The sequence below is a fragment of the Shewanella colwelliana ATCC 39565 genome (genome assembly GCF_000518705.1).
Classification (GTDB): Bacteria; Pseudomonadota; Gammaproteobacteria; order Enterobacterales; family Shewanellaceae; genus Shewanella; species Shewanella colwelliana.
The window spans coordinates 188315-208620 of the sequence record NZ_KI912479.1 but is presented as its reverse complement, the minus strand read 5'-3'; the positions used below and the strand labels follow the sequence as shown (position 1 = coordinate 208620).

Annotated in this window: 17 protein-coding genes; 7 read left to right on the top strand and 10 right to left on the bottom strand. The window is 45.7% G+C overall.

Going from position 1 to position 20306, the window contains the following annotated elements:
- Positions 1–39: 39 nt before the first annotated feature.
- The 4 genes from prc to L876_RS0117195 form a co-directional block, all read right to left on the bottom strand.
- The gene (prc, locus tag L876_RS0117210) at positions 40–2085 is read right to left on the bottom strand and encodes a carboxy terminal-processing peptidase (RefSeq protein ID WP_028764935.1); all 2046 of its coding nucleotides are present in this window, start codon (positions 2083–2085) and stop codon (positions 40–42) included.
- A 30-nt stretch (positions 2086–2115) separates the two neighbouring features.
- Positions 2116–2760 (bottom strand): RNA chaperone ProQ, encoded by a 645-nt coding sequence (gene proQ / locus L876_RS0117205; protein ID WP_028764934.1) that lies wholly within the window; start codon positions 2758–2760, stop codon positions 2116–2118.
- A 282-nt stretch (positions 2761–3042) separates the two neighbouring features.
- The gene (locus L876_RS0117200; RefSeq protein ID WP_028764933.1) at positions 3043–3501 is read right to left on the bottom strand and encodes a GAF domain-containing protein; all 459 of its coding nucleotides are present in this window, start codon (positions 3499–3501) and stop codon (positions 3043–3045) included.
- A 16-nt stretch (positions 3502–3517) separates the two neighbouring features.
- A complete protein-coding gene (locus tag L876_RS0117195; RefSeq protein WP_028764932.1) occupies positions 3518–3802 on the bottom strand; it encodes a YebG family protein in 285 nt (94 codons plus the stop codon).
- 244 nt (positions 3803–4046) lie between these two features.
- Between L876_RS0117195 and L876_RS0117190 the strand changes: the two genes are divergently transcribed.
- The 4 genes from L876_RS0117190 (at position 4047) to L876_RS0117175 (ending at position 9047) form a co-directional block, all read left to right on the top strand.
- A complete protein-coding gene (locus L876_RS0117190) occupies positions 4047–4676 on the top strand; it encodes a paraquat-inducible protein A (RefSeq protein ID WP_028764931.1) in 630 nt (209 codons plus the stop codon).
- Entirely contained in the window at positions 4666–5298 is a 633-nt protein-coding gene (locus tag L876_RS0117185) for a paraquat-inducible protein A (RefSeq protein ID WP_028764930.1), read from the top strand. The genes L876_RS0117190 and L876_RS0117185 overlap by 11 nt, the downstream gene beginning before the upstream one ends.
- A complete protein-coding gene (locus L876_RS0117180; RefSeq protein ID WP_028764929.1) occupies positions 5285–7909 on the top strand; it encodes an MlaD family protein in 2625 nt (874 codons plus the stop codon). Before L876_RS0117185 ends, L876_RS0117180 begins: the two co-directional genes overlap by 14 nt.
- Before the next feature lie 118 nt (positions 7910–8027).
- A complete protein-coding gene (locus tag L876_RS0117175; RefSeq protein ID WP_028764928.1) occupies positions 8028–9047 on the top strand; it encodes a GGDEF domain-containing protein in 1020 nt (339 codons plus the stop codon).
- On the opposite strand, the gene L876_RS0117170 is transcribed toward L876_RS0117175, so the two are convergent.
- The 3 genes from L876_RS0117170 to pdsO form a co-directional block, all read right to left on the bottom strand.
- Positions 9018–9674, bottom strand: a complete 657-nt coding sequence (locus L876_RS0117170) for a class GN sortase (RefSeq protein ID WP_028764927.1) — start codon at positions 9672–9674, stop codon at positions 9018–9020. The genes L876_RS0117175 and L876_RS0117170 overlap by 30 nt on opposite strands.
- Positions 9674–11836 (bottom strand): marine proteobacterial sortase target protein, encoded by a 2163-nt coding sequence (locus tag L876_RS22015; protein ID WP_162149008.1) that lies wholly within the window; start codon positions 11834–11836, stop codon positions 9674–9676. Before L876_RS22015 ends, L876_RS0117170 begins: the two co-directional genes overlap by 1 nt.
- A 137-nt stretch (positions 11837–11973) precedes the next feature.
- Positions 11974–12720, bottom strand: a complete 747-nt coding sequence (gene pdsO, locus L876_RS0117160) for a sortase-associated OmpA-like protein PdsO (protein ID WP_028764926.1) — start codon at positions 12718–12720, stop codon at positions 11974–11976.
- A 225-nt stretch (positions 12721–12945) separates the two neighbouring features.
- On the opposite strand from pdsO, the gene pdsR reads away from it, so the two are divergent.
- From pdsR to L876_RS0117145, 3 genes are all read left to right on the top strand, one after another.
- Complete coding sequence (pdsR, locus tag L876_RS0117155) at positions 12946–13638, top strand: proteobacterial dedicated sortase system response regulator (RefSeq protein ID WP_028764925.1); 693 nt, start codon at positions 12946–12948, stop codon at positions 13636–13638.
- Positions 13639–13641: 3 nt separating this feature from the next.
- The gene (gene pdsS, locus L876_RS0117150; RefSeq protein ID WP_028764924.1) at positions 13642–15816 is read left to right on the top strand and encodes a proteobacterial dedicated sortase system histidine kinase; all 2175 of its coding nucleotides are present in this window, start codon (positions 13642–13644) and stop codon (positions 15814–15816) included.
- Between the two features lie 105 nt (positions 15817–15921).
- Positions 15922–17100 carry a cystathionine beta-lyase gene (locus L876_RS0117145; protein WP_028764923.1) on the top strand — a complete coding sequence of 393 codons (1179 nt, stop codon included), beginning with the start codon at positions 15922–15924 and terminating at the stop codon, positions 17098–17100.
- Between the two features lie 44 nt (positions 17101–17144).
- Here L876_RS0117145 and L876_RS0117140 read toward each other — a convergent pair whose 3' ends face one another.
- From L876_RS0117140 to yegD, 3 genes are all read right to left on the bottom strand, one after another.
- The gene (locus L876_RS0117140; RefSeq protein ID WP_028764922.1) at positions 17145–18254 is read right to left on the bottom strand and encodes a PilT/PilU family type 4a pilus ATPase; all 1110 of its coding nucleotides are present in this window, start codon (positions 18252–18254) and stop codon (positions 17145–17147) included.
- A gap of 132 nt (positions 18255–18386) precedes the next feature.
- A complete protein-coding gene (locus L876_RS0117135) occupies positions 18387–18863 on the bottom strand; it encodes a CreA family protein (protein WP_028764921.1) in 477 nt (158 codons plus the stop codon).
- Between the two features lie 17 nt (positions 18864–18880).
- Complete coding sequence (gene yegD, locus L876_RS0117130) at positions 18881–20245, bottom strand: molecular chaperone (RefSeq protein WP_028764920.1); 1365 nt, start codon at positions 20243–20245, stop codon at positions 18881–18883.
- Between the last annotated feature and the right edge of the window lie 61 nt (positions 20246–20306).

Sequence of the window (20306 nt, the reverse complement as noted above, 5' to 3'; positions counted from 1 at the left end):
AAAACGCGCCAATAGCGCGTTTTTTATAACAGTTTTTTTTTACTGCGATTGATTTTTAGCTAGCTTATCCAAATCCACCATATCTAAGGTGATGTAGACAGTTTCATCTAAAAACGCATCCGGTGCCGTCACATCCTCATCGGCATCATCAAGTGTTGCGTAGACTGCTAGCCCTTCAGCAGCACGACGCTCATTAAGTCTCGCTAACTGTTTACTGTCGTTAGTTTCACGCTCAGCAATACGTTCTTTTTCGACTAAAGAGACACTGGTTTCATTGTGGCTCTTTTTAAACTCGGCAATATCTTGATAGATGTAACCAAACTCAACATCTTTCTTAATACGTTTTTGATGCTGGCTATCTAGATGACTGATCAAATTAGAATTGATATCACCCAATGTGCCGTATTGCGCAACAGGAACTTTATCCCACGGCAACGCATTATCTTCTTCCGCTTCACCATACTCGCCCGGCTCTAAGGCACTAGGGAATGGAATATCTGGCGTTACACCTTTAAGTTGGGTGCTGCCACCATTAATACGGTAGAATTTAGCAATCGTATATTGCACGTGCCCAATTGGCTTATCATACATATCGTAGATACGACCTAAGCTCTTATGTTGTTGAACTGTACCTTTACCAAAGGTTGACTCACCAACAATCAATGCACGATCATAATCTTGCAATGCTGCAGCAAAAATCTCAGATGCCGAGGCACTATAGCGATCCACCATCACAGTCAATGGGCCAGCATAAGTAACTCGGCCATCATTATCTCGATTTTGCGAAACCTTGCCATTTGCATCACGAATTTGAACCACTGGACCCTGTTCGATAAATAGGCCTGTTAGCAGCGTTGCTTCAGTTAACGCACCACCACCATTGCCACGAAGATCGATAACCACGCCTTCAACTTTTGCCTCTTTGAGTTTAACTAACTCTTTGGAAACATCTTGAGAAAGGTTCATATAGAAACCAGGGATTTTAATCACGCCAACCTTACGGCCAGCATAATCACCAGCTGTTGGTTCAATCACTTCTGATGTTGCAGCACGGTCTTCTAAACGTATCTTGTCTCGGACAATTGTGACGTCCACAGGTTTTGCCGACGAACCGCCTTTCTTAGGCAAAATCTGCAACACCACCTTGCTGCCTTTTGGCCCTTTAATCAGTTCGACAACATCATCTAAACGCCAACCAATGACATCAACAACCTCTTTGCCCTCTTGACCCACACCAACAATGCGGTCTTCTGGGGCAAGTTTTTCGCTACTGGCAGCAGGGCCACCTGCGACCAAGCTTTTAATTACCGTGTAATCTTCATCCATCTGCAAAACGGCCCCGATACCCTCTAGGCTCAGGTTCATTTCCATTTGGAAACGTTCAGCATTACGTGGAGATAAGTAACTCGTGTGCGGTTCAACTGTGCGAGAAAAGGCGTTCATCACCCCTTGGAATACATCTTCACTCTTGGTCTGGCTAAGACGTTTGATAGCATTGTTGTAGCGCTTCTCAAGCACTTCAACAATTTCATCCCAAGTCTTGCCTGTCAGCTTAAGGTTCAATGCATCATATTTGACTCGTTGACGCCAAAGCTCATTGAGTTCGGCTTCATCTTTGGGCCATTGGGCTTTTTCGCGATCATATTGATAGCTATCACCAGGCGCATTGAAGTCTATCTCTTTATCGAGCAAGGACAGAGCATAAGCAAATCTGTCGTAACGACGCTGCTGAACCAGATCAAACATCTTATAGGCTGCGCTCAAGTCACCGCTTTTTAACATATCGTCAAATTGGGTTGAATAACCTTTAAAGCCATCAATATCGCTTTGCAACAGTACATTACGGCGATAATCTAATTGCTTCAAGTAACGGTCAAAGACTTGCTCAGAGAAGGCATCATCAAGATCAAAACGATGGTAGTGCGCACGAGTGAACAGACCTGTCACTCGCTTGCTAGCTACTTTATGTTGCGGTTCCTGAGTCAGTGAGGGCAACTCGCTGGATGGAATTGTAGGCGCCAACGCCCAAGCTGAAAATCCTACAAATAGGCTGGCAATTGAAGCTGCCAGAGTGAGTTTTCGCATCAACAAGTTACTCCTTTGACTATAGAACAGTTATAGCAGGATATGTTCAACCCGTACTTTAACGGTCAATCCTGAATCTAACTGTACTTGAACATCTTCTTTTTTGATGTCCAATACAACACCTGCAACAGGTGATTTACCTAGTTTGACATTCACACGCTGATTTGGTTTCAACTCAGTCAACACTGCAGGGATAAATTCTTTTTCAACAACGGCCGCTTTTGGTGCTTTTGGCGCTGTCGGTTTTGTACGTTTTGGCGCAGGCTTCTTAAATGGCTTCTTTTCTGATTTAGGTGCTGTACCTTCAGATTTAGCCGCTGCAGCTTTCGCCACACGCTTTGCCTTTGCTTTTTCTTGACTCTCTTTAAGTGTAGCTTGAGCATGATCGATGTGCTCTTGCTCTAATTCACCACACTCAACACCATCAAGATCGACACGCTGTGCCCCAACTTTGACACCTTTAAGGTAACGCCAGCTACTGGTATAGCGACGCAAGGCAATTCTCAATTGAGTTTTACTGACTTTAGAATCATCAGCTAACCTTTCAGCCAAGTCCTGAAACAATCCAATTTTTAGAGGTTTAGTTTCACCTTCAGCGATAAAGCATAAAGGAAATGTTTCATATAAATACGCAAGAATTGCGTTGGTGTCGGTCAACTTTTCTGTTGATTCCATCATTACTTCCACAGTTTAAAAGGGACTATCACCACACTACAGTTGTCGTAGCGGGTGCGTCGTTCATATTTGTTAGACTCAGTCAAAAACACGCCCAAAAAATTGGGTAAATCGATGTCTTCACTGCACAATCCAACATACCTTATCAATTACATTTAACAAACGCCAAGTATTCATTTCAACTAATGAAATGTAACTAGGCATTTTTATGTTCGTCGAACAGCCTATTATAAGCGTGCCAGAGACGATTGCGACCACCAATTACGCAAAATTGGTGGTAGTTTAATCAAATAAAGCCTTTTCGAAGCTTTTTACGCTTAACTCAAGACCGATTTGATCCGCTTCATCGAATCTTGATAACGATGGGCTATCAATATCTAATACACCGATAACCGCTCCGTCACGATGAATTGGTATCACAATTTCTGAGTTGCTAGCCGAATCACAGGCGATATGCCCTGCAAATTGATGCACATCGGCGACACGTAACGTTTTATCCGTTTGGGCAGCCGTGCCACATACGCCTTTTCCCATAGGTATGCGTGTACAGGCAACTTTACCTTGGAAAGGACCAAGAATGAGTTGTTCACCCTCGGTTAGGTAAAACCCCGCCCAATTAATGTCATCTAAGTGTTCATTAATAAGCGCAGAAAAGTTCGCCATCGCCGCAATAAGATTATCTTCGCCGTTAAATAGCGCCTCAACCTGACGAGCAAGCGTGGTGTAACATGGAGATGTCATACAATTTTCCTAACAATTATTCTTTAGCTTCAGCTTTTTTAGCCGTTTTTTTCGCTGGCAAAGGTTTAGCCGCTGCGCCACCTTTTAACAGTGACATCAGTTGGTCCTTATTTTCGGCCATATAAAAACACATTTTTTCTGTTGTCGCTTCGTCTAGCCCTAAATTCGATGACTCAAAAAAAGGTAGCAGATTGTCCGCGATATCGAGCATCTTATCGTAGGCATCAGCCTCCTTCTTAGATGTGAATGTCATCTTCTCAACCCCTTCTCTGACTACGACAAATTTTGTTATAACTGCCATGCCTGTCCTCACACTGTTTATTTATACAGTTGTAGAATCTCACAAACATAAGTTCTTATGCAAGTGTTCAAAATAATCTGATAGAATCTTTTGCTATACGTTAATCAAGTTCAATCAATACTATAAGTAACATTAAGTGGTGTAACTACCTATAGTAATAGGTTGTAAGCGCATTTAAGATGGCCTATATCAATAAAGCCTCTGATTCAAACAACCTAACAATAGGAAAAAAGCCATAATCATTATGGATAAAGATGAGTTAGACAAGAGTATCGTACTTTGCCGTGCTTGCGATTTGGCAGTGAGAAAACGAGCGCTACCAACTGGCGTGAGGGCACTATGCCCGCGATGCCATACCAATCTTTATGATACCCCTTACTGCTCTATCAATGGCATGCTTGCGCTGTGTTTAACCGCTCTGTTTCTCTACTTTCCAGCCAACTTTTATCCGGTATTGGAGCTGCATTTTCTTGGCAGTGTGCGTACAACAACGATAATTGAAGGCGCGATGTCTGTTGCGGATCAAGGCTATTGGATTGTCGGGATAGCTGTACTCACCGCAGCGGTCATTGCACCGGGCTTGCTAATAGCGTCGGTCCTGGCGCAAATTTTGATTGTTAAATATCAACTTAACAATCCTTTTTTTAGAGATATCTACAAGCGCCTACTAAGGTACCATGGGTTATTGTCACAACTGACAATGCTCGAAATTTATATGATCAGCATCTTCGTTTCCGTGTTTCAATTATCAGATTACACAGATCTGTATTTCGGTATAGGTACGTTTTGCTTCTCAGTGCTATTTGTCATGGTGATATTTTTACAACGCGAATATGATATCGAACATATGTGGAGCGTGCTCGATGAACAGTAAAAAAGCCGCTGTTCAAGGTCAATCATTGGGCTTAACCTGTTGCCAGACTTGCCAAAACCTTTGCCCTAGCACTGATGAGTGCTGCAACCGTTGTGGCCAGCGTATTGCTGCACGGGATGTCACCAGTCTACAAAAAAGTTGGGCATTATTAATTACCGCTGCCATTTTATTGTTCCCAGCAAACCTTTACCCTATCACTATCATGACCAGTCAAGGACAGGTACGCAGAGACACAATATTCAGCGGTATTAATCATCTCATTCAGTTAGATCTATTGCCTATTGCGATTATTTTATTTACTGCCAGTATCCTTGTGCCTATGTTAAAAATCGTTGGCCTTGGGATCTATTTAATGGCGATTAGTTACGAGTTGCCAATCTCTAAGAAAAAACTGATGGCGGGCTTTCACATTATTGAATGGATAGGCAGATGGTCTATGTTAGATCTATTTGTTATCTCCATCACTGCTGCGCTGGTCAACATGGGGCAGTTACTCGATGCAAAACCTGCTCCTGCGGCAACAGCCTTTGCGTTGGTGATTTTGTTGACACAACTGGCAGCAAAAGTATTAGACACGCGTTTACTCTGGGACCGATTGGAATCGAAAGATGACAGAAATTGAAACACCTAAAGTCGTAAAGAAAAAGCTTTTCTCTCCTATTTGGCTATTACCCATCATCGCTCTAGCGCTGGGTGCATGGTTAGGCATTAAGAGCATTAGGGAGTCAGGCGTCGAAGTGCAAATTCACTTTCCCAGTGCAACGGGGATAGATGTCGGCAAAACCTTAGTACGCTATCAAGGGCTAACTGTGGGTAAGGTGGTGGATATCAGCATCGACGATGACCTTCAAGGTGTCTATGTGGATCTGTTGATGGATTATCGCTCCACCCCTTTTCTCAGAGACGAAACCAAATTTTGGCTAGTGACTCCCAAAGCATCGATCACTGGTGTCGAAGGACTCGATGCACTGTTTTCAGGTAATTACATTGCTATCCAACCGGGAGAAGGCGATTACAACAGCGAATTTATTGCAGAAACCCAAGCCCCGCCCGTAGCCCCTGGCGCAGACGGTTTGATGATAACCTTGACCAGTCCAAGTCTTGGGTCACTCGATGTGGGTTCACAAATATTTTATCGACAGATCCCAGTGGGTAAAATTGTCAGCTACCAACTGGTCGATGATGAGCGAATTGTCTTCAATGCCTACGTACAGAAACAGTACGCGCATCTAGTTAAAACGAGTTCTCATTTTTGGAATGTTTCTGGACTGTCAGTCGATGCCTCTTTATCTGGCATATCAGTAAAAAGCGAAAGTTTATCGGCCATTCTTGCTGGCGGAGTCAGCTTTTCATCTAATAGTGAAGATGATAGAGCCATCACTAATCAGCAGTTTACTCTTTATGATAATGAGGATACTGCACTCGGTGGAACTCAATTTACTCTACTAGCAAAAGATGCCGACACCATTCAAACGGGTGCCACTATCGTTTTTCGCGGATTAGTAATTGGCCGAGTAGATAAAAGCGTTTTAGTTGAAAATGGTGTCCAGTTTCACGCCACTATCGATAGCGAATACGCCCATTTAATCGGCGCTAATTCTCAATTTTGGCCTAGCGGCGCCGATATCTCTTTATCAGGTATCAAGCATGCAGCTCGCTTACTAACAGGCAGCGTGTTGAGTTTTAGCCCCGGCACTGGTGAGCCACTAGCCCAATATACCTTACAAGAACAACCACCAAAGCTTGATATTGAACCGCTGGTACTGACATTGACCGCAGAAGAAAACCCTGGTGTCAAAACGGGTGCACAAGTTCGTTTTAAGCAGCTACCAATTGGTCAAGTAACGCAGGTTAATTTCAACCATGACTTTAGCGGCGTTAATTATCAAATTGAGATCTGGTCTGAATATCAAGCATTGGTGACACAAGGCAGCTATTTCACTCCTGAATCGGCGCTTGCCATTGAAGCGTCTCTTGATGGGGTGTCGGTTAACACCCGCGATCTAGATACCCTAACCATAGGTGCTATTAGCCTTGTTCAAGGAAACAGTAATAAACAAAGCCCTTTGACCAAGCCACTACACCTGTTTGCATCAGCGGACAAAGCTAAGCAGTATTTCAATAGTATTGAACAACTTAACATCACACTGGCAAGTGCAGATGGCGCAGGCTTAGCGGCCAAATCACCTATCTATTTCAAAAAAATGCGTATTGGCGAAGTTAAAAAGGTCACTTGGCAATCTAACAGTGAAGATTTCGCCATCACCTTGGCGATTGAGAAAGAGTTTAAGCAACTTATTAGAGAAAATACGGTGTTTTGGCGTAACAGCGCCATGTCGATAGATGCCAGTTTAAGCGGTGTAAAAGTTGACGTCGCACCACTAGACGGTGCCATAAAAGGCAGTGTTTCCCTAGGTATATTAGAAAATGGTCAAATGGGTAACCAACATCACTTATATGGATCAGAGGCATTAGCCTTAGCAACAGCTGTCCCCATAAGACTCACCTTTTCAGCAACCACCAAACTAAGTGCCAACGCGCCTATTCGTTATTTAGGCCATCAAGTTGGTCAAGTTGAGTCGGTTTCACTCAATGCCGATCTCAGCAGTGTTGATGTCAACGCTTACCTTTATGGTAACTATGCTGACAAATTTGTGGCTACGGATGCCCAATATTTCTTAGTTGATGCGGAAATTTCACTATCTGGCATCACCGCGGCAGAAACACTGCTCACCGGTCCATACGTATCAGTCTTACCAGGGCAAAGCGCTGAGAGCGTCAATCACTTTAGTGGATTGATGCAAGCGCCTGCAGCCCTCCCTGGCGATGATCTGGTCGTCACTTTAAAGGATAACAGCCTTGGTTCTGTCAAAGTTGGTACCCCAATCATATTTAGAGGGTTAAAAATTGGCGAGGTTAAGCACTATCGATTAGCTGACGATGGAACCGGAGTGATCATGGCTGCTCATATCTCAGACAAGTATCAACATCTAATCAATACATCGAGCCAATTCTGGGACCTCTCGGGCATAAAAGTTGATATTGGGCTATTTTCTGGCGCTCAAATAGATACAGGTTCCTTAGAAACCATTTTAGCTGGCGGTATAGGTGTTGCGACAGAGCAGGTTTCATCTACCGAGAATCAACTATCTAGCAACAACGCGTTTGTACTGCATGATAAACCAGAACCCGCTTGGCTAACCTGGGCCCCGGCCCAAACTAAATCCAACTAAATTTGGTTAAGGCGACACGACATAGCTATTCTTATAAGTAGTCGTGTCAGCTAGCGAATAGGCAGCACAACACTGTGCCTTTTCGCTCACTTTAACGCTAGGCAAGGAAATGAGCGATATGTCAAAAGATTTAATGCGCCAAGCCGCCATTAATCTCAAAAAAGCGGTACCTTTGATGCTCAAACATCAAATCCCAACGACACCAACCAACTACGCATTGTGGTACGCCTATGTGGGAGAACAAGACCCACAACTGAATGAGAAAATGGATGGTATCGTCGCCCAGTACAGCACTTGCCCTCCCGTTAACGCCCACCTGCTCTATCGGGACCATATTAGCGATCCGGTGGAAGTCGATGTTATCGACATGCGCCAAAACCTCGAAGCGATGACGGTAGAGTTAGCGCAGTCACTTAAAGACACCAATCACGATGCGACTCGGTTTCAGAAACGAGTCGATAACAACTTCAATAAACTCAACAAGATCGAAGAGGAAGGTGTCAGCCTTGAAAAAGTCTTGGGCTTAGTACGTAACTTAGTTAAAGAATCAGATGAAATTCGTCTCAGTACTGAATATTTCACAGGGCAATTACAAAAAGCACAAGATGAAATAGAAACACTACGCGCTGAGCTAAAGCGATCTGAAAAAGATGTTTATCACGATGCATTAACAGGGGTATTCAACCGCCGAGCATTTGATCAGGATATAGATGGTATGCTCGCCCAAGCGCCCGAAGGATGCTGTCTCATTCTTATTGATATTGATCATTTTAAGAAGTTTAACGACACCTATGGCCACCAGTTGGGCGATAGCGTACTGAAAGCGGTGGCAAAGCGTCTCAACGAATCTTGCAGAGACGGCACAAAAATCTATCGTTATGGGGGGGAAGAGTTTGCCATTCTTATCCCCAACAGCCACAAACGCAAAGCTCGCCACCTGGCCGATGCGATGCGTCGTTCACTTGAAAAAGTCACCCTAAAAGATCGCCGTAAAGACCAACGTATCGATAATATTACCGCCTCTTTTGGTGTTAGCGAATGGCAAACTGGCGATAGCGCGGTGACGTTGATTGAGCGATCTGACGCATTCCTCTATGAAGCTAAACGCCTAGGCCGAAATAGAGTCATGCCTATCTAGTTTTACCAATGACTCCGCGGGCAATGAAGCGGAGTCGATTGGTAACGCTATCACCACAAATCGCAGCTTGCTTCGCTCTGACAGCTCCTCAAAGGGGTAGCAGGTAATAAGCGTTAGTTGCAACCCATCGGCAGCAAACAGCAGCTGTGTATCGTGCTCTTCAACAATATGCGTGTTGCTTACTCGATAAAGGCGCTCAGCCCCGCCGCTATCTTGTAACTTGATTAGTTGGCCAACGGTAACCCCTTTTAGGCGGGCAAAATGGGTGTCTCTATGGCCCGCAATAATTGTATTGCCCCAACGATTCACCTCACTATTCCCTAAGATTGCCGCAGGGCCAAATGCTAGGTTGCGCCCCGAAGCGCCCGCCAAAACAAAGAGATCACCCCCTTGTTGGGCAGCAGATTGATGGACAAAACTTAGCTTAGCGACAGGAAATGTATCCGCCCAACTCCAGGGCCTATGGGCCAGATTATCGACCAATGTTCGCTGCCAGGCTTGTTCGATCAGATACTGAGCAAAATGCGCTTTGGCCTGCATATATCCTCCTTTAATCATCAGTAACGATGCGATAACCACGCCCACGATGACGTAACGTCGTCGCACAACACTTAACCCAGTTGCCATCAGCGGGTCACTTCCATACTCAATTTAAAATGATTAATGAGATAACGTCTTACGCACGAGGTATAACTCAACCAATACACTAAAAGTAACAACATCATTAACCCACCAATGGCCAAATATAAACGACTACCCGAACCAGTTTTAGGCCATTTAGCCTGCGTCGCCACGGGTAACATCGCACTAGCGCTGGCGTTACTCACCGTTTCACTCGATGGCCGGCTCGGCGTCTTATCCACCGCGACCAAGCTGGTATAGGGACTCACTAAATGGTAAGCCAAAGCAACTTGCGTCACTTGCCGTTTAACCAATTCGTGATTGCTACTGTTTTGGCTCAGCAATAGCGCTGCGATTTTCTTTCGTGCCCAAACGAGATCCATGCCAGCCGCTTGACTAGTTCGTGTTATCGCTACACGGCGCTGCCAAAATTGCCCATCAAGTTCACCCGATACAAGCAGCTCATCACTGCGAAATTGATGCTGTTTTGCTCGCAACCTTACCGCAACTAAAATGGGTTCATTAGCATACAGATCGCCAATACTCACTGGCCAATAGTCAGGGATTGAGCCATCACTGAGCGCGATTTCAACATTGCTGATCACAGGGTTTTCAATCTTTTCAAGTAATAGCCCGATCTCTTTACCTACCTCTGATAAGTTGCCAATGTAGGTATAGGTGCCACGACCGACTTGGGCCGCACGCTCCATAAAGTAACCATTTGGCGCAGCACCGATACCAATGGTGAATAGTCGACTGCGACCAATATGCTGAGCAATCAGATTAAACAAGCCTTGTTCATTGGTCACTGCACCGTCAGTGATAAACACCACCTGCCTTAAAGCGCTATTGCCACGCTCTTCAGTGTCATTTTTTGATGCGAGTGCAGTCGCTAAAGCGGGCGCCATCTCTGTACCACCGTCAGCGGTAAGTGCATTCACAAATTGATGGGCCAAGCCCAGGTTAACAGCCGTCGCTGCTAACGGTGTTGGCGACAGCACACTAACACTGGAATCAAAGGCGATTATATTAAAACTATCTACGTGACTTAAGCCCGCCAAGGCATGCCGGAGTGCACTTTTAGCTTGTAATATTGATTCCCCGTTCATGGAGCCAGACGTGTCGATGACTAAAATTAACTCTCTGGCCATCTTATGACGCGACTCATCCTGTGGCGGCATCAACATCACCAGACCGTAATCACTGATCGTCTCATTCGTTGCTTTGGCCGTATCACTGCGACCCGCGAGTAGAGATGCTGATAGTTCATGGGTTGATTCGGGATAATGAGTCTTTCCAGATTGGCTAAATGCAAGCGCTGTGGGTTCATCATTAAGTGCAGGCTGCCAGCGCAGCACAAAGTCACGTTCGCGGTTAACCACCTTAGTTAAACGCAAACCAACTGAAGAATCATGCTGTTCACTACGCGACATCTGATGATATGGAGTAGTAACAGCTAAAAGTGGCATGCCAGCATCCAAATTAACCTTAATATTGACCTTGCCGCTGCTTTGCGAGCCCCCATCTTGATTGTCATGATTAAGGTTGTCGTGACTATCGGCTAAGTGTTGAGACAATACGCCCATCTCCAAGCCATCACTTATCGCACTTTGTGGTAACGTCACGGCAGACACCTTGGCGCTGAGCGGCGAATATCTCGGGGTGATTGCCATGGGAAAGCGCAAACTAAACTCCCCTTGGCGATAACGCACAATTTGCTGATAACTGATTTCAACCACAACTCGCTCACCAGGTGCTAAATTAGCCACTTGTGAGGTAAAGATATTAGGCCGCTGCTGGGTGAGTAGACTCGCCTTTTTCCCCGCAGCTTTGGCTTGTTCAAACTGCTTCTTAGCCGCGCCTTTGGTTTTCACCTCTCCCACTATCACGCGTGTGCCGATAGTCAATGTCATCGCATCGACCGCAGCATCCTGCGGCAACGGAAACTGATACGTGCCATTGAGCCACTGATCACTGTGATTGACGAATACTTGTTTCACGTCAACCCGATTTAACCAGCCTGAGATCTGCATCTCAACATCGGTATTGATAGGCAAGCCTATTTGGGACGATTTCAACGGACTACCGTCTACTGGTGTATAGCTTAAATAGCCCATCCCCAAAGGCTCATCATCTGGCGTAGCCCAAATCGGTGCGGTTAATAGCATGCTTGTTGCCACCAGCAACAAATGGCTGAGCCCTCTAATATTGTCAAAAAAAGCCCCCCTTGGGGGGCAAAGGTTGGTTATGTTAAAGCGGTTAATCCACTTGATATCCATATAAACACTCCGCCCATCCATCATTATTAGTTTGCTGCGATAGCCGTTTCACTAGGCAAAAGTTGGATCATCACTCGACGGTCGAAAAAATCATTCTCAAAGCTCTGCTCATCTTTAACGGGTGCCGTTGCGCCATAAGCCTTTGCAGCAAGACGCGAGGCGTCAACGCCCTGCTTAACTAAATAACTGCGCACCTCGGCAACGCGTTGCTCCGACAAGGCTTGGTTATAGGTAGATTCACCTCGTCTGTCTGCATATCCGGTTAGGTCTAAAGTCAGCTCAGGAGACATAGACATCACATCAGCAATCTCATTTAACTGACTAATAAAATGGGGCTCAATTTCCGATGAGCCTGTTTTAAATTGTACATTAAGACCCAGTGCTAGCTCTTCGATACGTACTCCTTGACGTTGTTTAAGGCGCTCAAGTTCCACTTTTGCGTTGGCATATTGCTCACTGACACTTTGTAAGCGTTGCTGCTCACTATTGAGCTGCGCGATTTGATTTTCCTTTTGAGCAATGTCTGCCTGCTGCGCTTTAATCTCACTGTCATCAGCAACCGATTTACCTATAATGCCACCAGTAAACGCACCAATAATGGCACCAACGGGACCGGCAACCACGGCACCCAGCACAATGCCGGAGCCCACACCAATGAGTGCTTCTTGATCTGAATGTTCAGTTGACGTTACTGCAACATCTGTTGCGCTATAGGCCATTGAACTACTAAGAAGAGTGCTAGTAATAAGGGCTGCAATAATCTGCTTTTTCATGTTGTTTTCCTCGATATGACAAATAACTGTTTTAGTTAAGAACCCTGAGGTTCGTTTCAATGAGGTTATTTAAACCCAATGAAGTGGCGCAGACAGGGAACAAAAAAGGCAGTTTGGGTATCAATTGTGGCAACAAAAAGGCAATTGCCTTGAGGCTCTTTTTTCCAGCAATAATTGCTGTATAGTCTCAATCAATTAGTCAGTTAAGCAGTGAATGAGATAGGCATGAAACGTATCGCCATCGTTGAAGATGAAGCCGCTATCCGCGAAAATTACAAAGAGGTATTACAGCAGCAAGGCTATAGTGTACAAGCGTATGCCAACCGCCCTAGTGCGATGCAGGCCTTCAATAACCGTTTGCCAGATCTGGCCATCATAGATATTGGCTTAGAACATGAGATAGATGGCGGTTTTACCCTATGTCAATCGCTACGGGCCATGTCCAGTAGCCTGCCAATTATCTTTCTTACTGCCAGAGACAGCGACTTTGATACGGTTTGTGGTCTACGCCTTGGCGCCGATGACTACCTCAGTAAAGACGTTAGCTTCCCCCACTTAATCGCGCGCTTGGCCGCACTGTTTCGCCGCTCCGAACTACAAGGAGCTAGCGATCAACAAGATGATCTGATTGAACATGGTGATCTGACTATCGACGCTAACCGCATCCAGGTCTATTGGAAGCTACAACCCATTGAGTTAACCGTCACTGAGTTTTGGATGGTACACGCCTTAGCTAAGCGTCCAGGCCATGTTCGCAGTCGCCAAGCGTTGATGCAGGACGCTAAAATCTATGTCGATGACAGCACCATAACCTCACATGTAAAACGGATCCGTAAAAAGTTTATTGCCCAAGACTGTGAATTCGATTGTATCGACACCGTCTATGGCATGGGCTACCGTTGGGATAATCAGGGCTAAAGTATGTACCACCCTCCAATAGGCCTACGTCCAAAAGTTGCCATACTCTCGCTATTTCTGTTGTGCTTGCCATGGCTGGGATATCAATATGTATGGGAGATGGAAAAGTATCTGCGTCACGGCCAAGAAAAAACCTTAGAGGGCACCACACAAGCCTTGGCGACCGCCCTGCATGAGCGGCCAAAACTGTTCGACAAACAAGCCAGCTTTCTATCACAGGTGGAGCAAGGCCGTGATCTATACGCCTATCCCCTAGCAAGTCCTATTCAACTCGACGGCAAACTTAACGATTGGGCACCTTACCGCCACAAAAGCATCAATTACGGCTTGGCACATCAAATCTTTAAGGCCGATGAGAATGCGCCACTTAACATCAACTTTACCCATATGGTGGGCAAATATGCTGGTTACCTCTACGGCTATTTTGAAGTCACTGACGCTAATGTGGTCTACCGAGGTAAAAACAGCCTTAGCATCGACAGTAACGATCACTTGGCCATCGCCACCCTAGCGCCCGATGGTAAGTTCAGGCGCTACATTGTGGCCACAACGCAAGATGGTTGGATCAGTGCGTTTGAGCTACCAGAAGATCCCAGTTTAAAAATTCCAGTTGTCCCTGAGGTCAAAATTCAGGGTAAATGGCTAAAAACAGACCGAGGTTACAATATTGAGTTGCGAATCCCCCTAGAGATGGTGGGCAGCAAGTTAGGCTTTGCGATTGTCGATGTTAACGATAAAAAGACTCGCAAAATCGAGGCTATTGTGGGCACATCGGCTACCGATACCGTCGATAATTTAGGCACGGTATTAGTGCCTTCTCCCGAGATTGAAAGCATAGTCAAAGGGATGAGTCATAATAGCTCACGTATTTGGGTGGTCGACAAACATGGTCGAGTGTTAGCGAAATCAGGGGATATTCACACCTCCACTAATGTCTGGGCACAAGCTGCAAAAGAGACGGTAAACAACAGCTACTGGGAGAACTTTAAACAGCAATACTTGCACCCTCTCTATTATCGAATATTGACCACGCCACCAAAAAACTTCGTCGATTCACTGAAAGATTCGACCGTGTTAGAGGGCAGTCACATTCGCAAAGCCTTAGATGGGAAACTGGGGTCAACATGGCGTTTGACCCCTGACGGTAAGGCCGTTGTACTTGCCGCAGCCAGCCCAATCTGGATTGATGACACTGTCATGGGTGTCGTCATTGCCGAAGAGACGACTCATGGCATCAGAACCTTGCGCAATAAGGCATTAGAAAAACTGTTTAACGTGATCTTGACCGTGATGAGTATGGGCACCTTAGCACTATTTTTCTTCGCCTCGAGTATCTCAAGCCGTATCCGCAAACTGCGTGATGAAGCAGAACAAGCCATCGACAGTCAGGGCCGAATTAAACAAGGCATTCATGGCTCAAAAGTGCGTGATGAGATTGGCGATCTATCCCGAAGTTTTGCCAACATTGTCAGTCGTTTAGGACAATACACCCACTACTTGGAAAATATGTCATCTAGGCTATCTCATGAGCTTCGTACGCCTGTAGCCGTGGTAAGGTCGTCGCTGGAGCACCTTAATGCTCAATCTCTGCCAGCCCAACATCAAAAATATGTCGATAGAGCCCAAGAAGGGGTTAGCCGCCTCAATATGATCCTCAACAACATGAGTGAAGCCACTCGACTGGAAGAGGCGTTAACGCATGCAGACAGAGATAGCTTCCCGTTAACTAAGGTCATTTCTGGCTGTATGCAAGGCTATCAGATGACCTACACCAAGCAACAGTTTGAGTTAGTGATCACCGAAGCGCCCCTAGTCATGTCGGGGGTACCTGAATATATCGCACAATTAATGGATAAGTTGATTGCCAACGCGATTGAGTTTAGCCAAGAAAACAGTCCAATTGTGGTGAACTTACAGGCCAAGGGCCGCACAGCACAGCTTAGCGTGAGTAATACGGGTCCCGCCCTGCCTGAGAATATGAGTGAACAGATATTTGAGTCTATGGTCTCGGTCAGGCCTCAGCAGGTGCAAGACAAGCCCCACTTAGGCCTTGGGCTATATATCGCCCGCCTGATCACCGATTTTCATCACGGGGAAATTACTGCCAGTAATATTGTCCAAGATAATCAGGCGACCGGCGTCACGATTGGCATCACCCTGCCATTAAGTGCTGCATAAGTTATCCTGATCGCGTTTAACGGGGTGACAATTACTCACTTTCATTTAGCCATTTAGATGTTAAGATGGCTAAATTAGATATAGATTAGCCATGGAATCGTCACAATGAAAAAAGAGACTCAAATTGTTAGTGTTGGTCGCGATAAAAAGTGGAGCAAAGGGGTAATAAATCCCCCTGTATTTCGTGCATCGACTGTGGTATTCGATACCATGGAAGAGATGCGTTTTGCTATCCAGAATCGTGCCAATGGCGAGATGTTTTATGGCCGCCGTGGAACACCTACCCATTTTGCGTTTCAAGCCGCTATCGCCCAACTCGAAGGTGGTGAAGGCACGGCACTTTATCCATCGGGCTCCGCGGCAATTTCAGGTGCCCTGCTCTCTTTTCTTCAATCTGGCGATCATCTACTTATGGTCGATAGTGCCTATGAGCCAACCCGCGACCTATGCAATAAATTACTAAAAGGTTTTGGTATAGAAACCACCTACTACGACCCTATGATTGGTGAAGGGATCGCAGAACTCATTCGCCCAAATACTAAAGTGTTGTTTTTAGAGTCACCCGGCTCTATCACCATGGAAGTTCAGGATGTACCAACCTTAAGTAAAATCGCCCACCAGCATGGCATCGTTGTGATGCTCGACAACACATGGGCATCTCCAATCAATTCTCGTCCATTTGAGATGGGGGTAGATATCTCCATCCAAGCGGCCACCAAATATATTGTTGGCCACTCTGACGTCATGATGGGCACAGCCACTGCCAACGCAGAACACTGGGAACAACTGCGCGAGCATAGTTACCTCATGGGGCAATGTACGTCTCCAGACGATGTCTATCTTGCCAGCCGTGGTCTGCGCACGCTGGGCGTGCGCATGGCACAACATGAACAAAACGCCTTAAAGGTGGCCAACTGGTTAGCCACTCGTCCAGAAGTTGACCATCTGCGTCACCCCGCCTTTGAATCTTGCCCTGGGCACGAGTTTTTCAAACGCGATTTCAGCGCAGCCAATGGGCTGTTCTCATTTGTACTCAAAGAGGGCAACCTCAAAGCGGTAACCGCATTTGTCGAAAACATGGCGCATTTTAAAATGGGGTTTTCTTGGGGCGGGTATGAGAGCCTAATTCTTGGGGTATTTGGTATCGACAAGCTGCGTACAGCAACTCAGTGGGATAGCAGCAAACCGTTAATCCGTTTGCATATTGGTCTTGAAAACCCCGAGGATTTAATTGCCGATCTCAGCGCAGGGTTTGAACGGTTTAATCAAGTTATCGCTAAATAGTTACCACGGCGCCAAGTTAATTGGCGCCGTCACTCCATGGCAGTTTATTTATCAACATCCACATCATCATAGCGCCCTTCACTCACCGCTTTGCTGTCAAGTAGCCTAATTTGCACCTCGACATTGTGTTGCGAATCCCCATAAGCGATGGCATGCTCTTTCGTAATCCGTCTGGCTTGGTAAAGGGCCAAAACCGCATTATCGAATGTGGTGATCTCTTTTTCTAAATTACGTTCCAACGCATCACGAATTTCGTCTACTTTAGCCTGTTTAATCAGCTCTTTTATAAATGGTGTATCTCGTAAAATTTCCACCGCAGGCCAGCGTTTACCTTCAAGCCCAGGGATCAACCGCTGACATACAATCGCTCTAAGGTTGTGGGACAGATCGATGAGTAGCTGCTTATGTTGCCGCTCAGGAAAAAGATTAATCACTCTATCTAAGGTTTCTATGCTGTTGCTGGCATGGATGGTCGCTAAACAGAGATGCCCCGTTTCCGCGTAGTTAATTGCATTGCGCATGGTTGATTCATCTCTAATCTCACCGATAAGGATCACATCAGGCGCTTCTCGCATGGCACTTTTTAACGCACTATCGAAGCTTTTAGTATCTTCCCCGACCTCCCTTTGGTTAACCACAGATTTTTTATAGGTATGAATAAACTCTATCGGATCTTCAATAGTGAGAATATGTCCATGTTGTTGTGAATTACGGTGATCGATCATCGCAGCCAATGTGCTGGACTTACCCGAGCCTGTGGCACCTGCGACTAAAATTAACCCTCGCTGCAGCATCACCAGCTGCTTTAAATATTCAGGTAGATTAAGACTGTCGAGTTGCGGCGGCTCACTGCGCACCAGCCTTATCACCATAGCGACTTGATTACGTTGACGAAATATACTGACGCGAAAACGCCCGACATTCTCTATGGTGACCCCGATACTAATATCCCACTGTTGCTCGAAGGTGTGCAACTGATGGTCTTTCATTAAGGAGTATGCAAATGACTTAACCTGGGCAGCGCTTAATGCTTGCGCTTCATTTAACGGAGATGAGATGCCTTCAACTTTTATTAACACTGGAGAATCAGGGGTAAAAAACAGATCCGATGCGCCTTGTTCGACCATCAGTAAAAGATAAGATGAGATATGCATCCGTTGCTCCCCTATGACCCAGTGCAGTAACGCCGCACATTGACGGCGCGTCTACACCAAATATAGTTGAACCTCAAACGCTAAGCGATAAGTTCACCAATTGATTAAAGGCAACAAGGGCATAAAGTGCCACTAAGGTGTTGTCACCACCCCGGCTGATTGCCACGCATTCGTTCCGTACAGGGGCACTGTAGAGATGGCATGTTTATGGCTACCGTTGGTCTCTTTAGTTGAGTAAGATAAATAGATAAGCGTTTGATTCTCTGCATCATAAATACGGCGAACCTTCAGCGCCTTAAACAGAATACTCAATGACTCCTTAAACACCACTTCACCATTTTTACTTCTATCTATACGCGCAATATCAGCCTTATCTATCGGTCCAGTTTGACGACAAGCAATGCCCATATCCGATGGATCAGCAAAATCAAGATTGGCCTCAATACGACTAATATGACAAGTTACCCCTGGTATTTTTGGGTCATCACGGGCATCGATGATCACATCTTTAGTGGTAAACATGCCAAGACTAACTTTGCCAACATCATCACCACATCCAAACAGGCTGATCATTAATCCGATGAATAAGCCTAACTTAGCGTACTTCATTTTTCTCTCCTTGAAAATCAATTAAAAACTCTCTGAGACCAACGAGTTAGACCAGCGGTCACACTACCAAAATGATCACCCACCACGATTTCAATTTCTGGGTAAATGGCAGCAATCTTATTATAAATCGCAGGACTTTTTGCCGTACCGCCAGTAACATAAATAATGTCAGGCAGTTGGCCTGCTTCATCAATGGCTTGAGCCATCAAGGCCTGTATCTGGGCAACAGGCTGAGCAATGGCGTCGATAAACATCTGCGTGCTCACCTCAGCATGAAGTGCAGGACAGATATAATCAAGCGCCATGGATATCTCATCTTGCTCTGACAGCGCAATTTTAGCCGACTCTGCACTGCGCACAATACGGTAACCGAGCTGATCACGTTGCACTTTCAACAATCGATTTAATAGATCGGCACGCTCTGCATCCTTAATCAGCTCTTTAATCATATTACTGCTGCTTAAAGTGGCAAATTCTCGTTGAGCGCTAATGTCATTGACCGCCACCGCATTCCAAAAAGGTTTACTCGGAACAGGTAAGCCGTTAACCATCATAGAGCCTAAACCCAAGTGATGCATAAACGCCTTCATCGACAACGCGATATCCAGATCGTTACCGCCAATACGTTGACCACTGTGCCCCAAAAAGTCCTCACTTCGATCGACTTTATCTATATGTGCTGGACCCATGTTCACCACAGAACAATCTGTAGTACCGCCGCCCACGTCCACCACTAAAACGGTTTTATCACTGTTTAGACTCGCTTCAAAGTCCATGCCGGCCGCCAAAGGCTCAAACAAAAAAGCGACATCTTCAAAACCCGCGCGAGACGCTGCTAAACGCAAAATATCTTCTGCTTGACGATTACTCTCTTCACCACCAATGCCCTGAAAATTCACCGGCCGGCCAATGACCGCATGGGTAATTTGCGCCCCATTGAGTAATCCGTCGGCTAACTGTTTGATGTGCAACATCATCATAGTGACAATATCTTCAAACAGCGCGACCTGATCGACTCGCAAGCCTGTCGCGCCCAGAAATGACTTTGGCGAGCGCACATAAAAGCCCTCTTCTGGCATATCTAAATACGCCTGCACCGCTTGCTCACCAACAAACACGGCTTGCTCATCGGGATCTAGGTCTAGTTCTCTCCTTGCATGACGAGCACGGCTTAACTGCGCTGCACGGAGCTTGCTATACTGGGCTTTTTTATCTTGGCTTAGCTGCTGCAACACCGCTTCACAAATGAGATCGCGATCTAAAGCATATAAGGTTGAAACCAAATAATTTGAATCTTTAGACAAAGGTAACAAACGTACCTGCCCTTGCTCCATGATCCCCACGGCACAATTGGCACTGCCATAATCAAATCCAACAAACATTTCTCGGCTCCACCCAATAAAAAGCCGTGAAAAATAGCACACTGACATTAAAAGACAACTA